The sequence below is a fragment of the Flavobacterium sp. Root420 genome (genome assembly GCF_001427905.1).
In the GTDB taxonomy this organism is placed as follows: Bacteria; Bacteroidota; Bacteroidia; order Flavobacteriales; family Flavobacteriaceae; genus Flavobacterium.
Genome location: NZ_LMEF01000015.1, coordinates 49,389 through 50,079, shown reverse-complemented (window position 1 = coordinate 50,079; position 691 = coordinate 49,389). Strand labels below are relative to the sequence as shown.

Here is a 691-nt window from a genome sequence, read left to right as displayed (position 1 = left end):
CGAAGCTGCTATGCTATGAGGTATTAATCCAAATTTCTCTGGGCTATCCCTCTGTAAAAGGTAGATTGCATACGCGTTACGCACCCGTGCGCCGGTCTCTAAATCCGAAGACTTATACCCCTCGACTTGCATGTGTTAAGCCTGCCGCTAGCGTTCATCCTGAGCCAGGATCAAACTCTTCATCGTATATTGTTTGCCTTAATTGCTTAAGACTAATTATTATTTGATGTTTTCTCTATCGGTTCTTTTCGAATCTCTCGATTCCATTACTCTTATTCTTTTGTCCTAACATCTCTGTTAAAACGGCTGTCAATTCAATATGTCTACGAACGTGTCTTCTTTTTAATTTCGCTTGTCTCTCAAAGCGGGTGCAAAAGTAGAAAACTTATTTCNGATTCCATTACTCTTATTCTTTTGTCCTAACATCTCTGTTAAAACGGCTGTCAATTCAATATGTCTACGAACGTGTCTTCTTTTTAATTTCGCTTGTCTCTCAAAGCGGGTGCAAAAGTAGAAAACTTATTTCAAACCGGCAAATGTTTTTTGAAGTTTTTTTTTGGAAAATTTTCATTTCCATTTCTTCTTAAACCTTACCAATCTATCAATGAACTTTCCAATGTTTTGCGGGGTGCAAATGTAACATCCGTTTTCAAATCTCACAAGCTTTTTGGAATCTTTTTTGAAAAAAAAT

At 37.0% G+C, this 691-nt stretch carries 1 rRNA gene; it reads right to left on the bottom strand.

Annotated elements, in window-relative coordinates:
- Positions 1–186: ribosomal RNA gene (locus ASC72_RS11150) — 16S ribosomal RNA — on the bottom strand; the annotation flags it as partial.
- Positions 187–691: the final 505 nt, after the last annotated feature.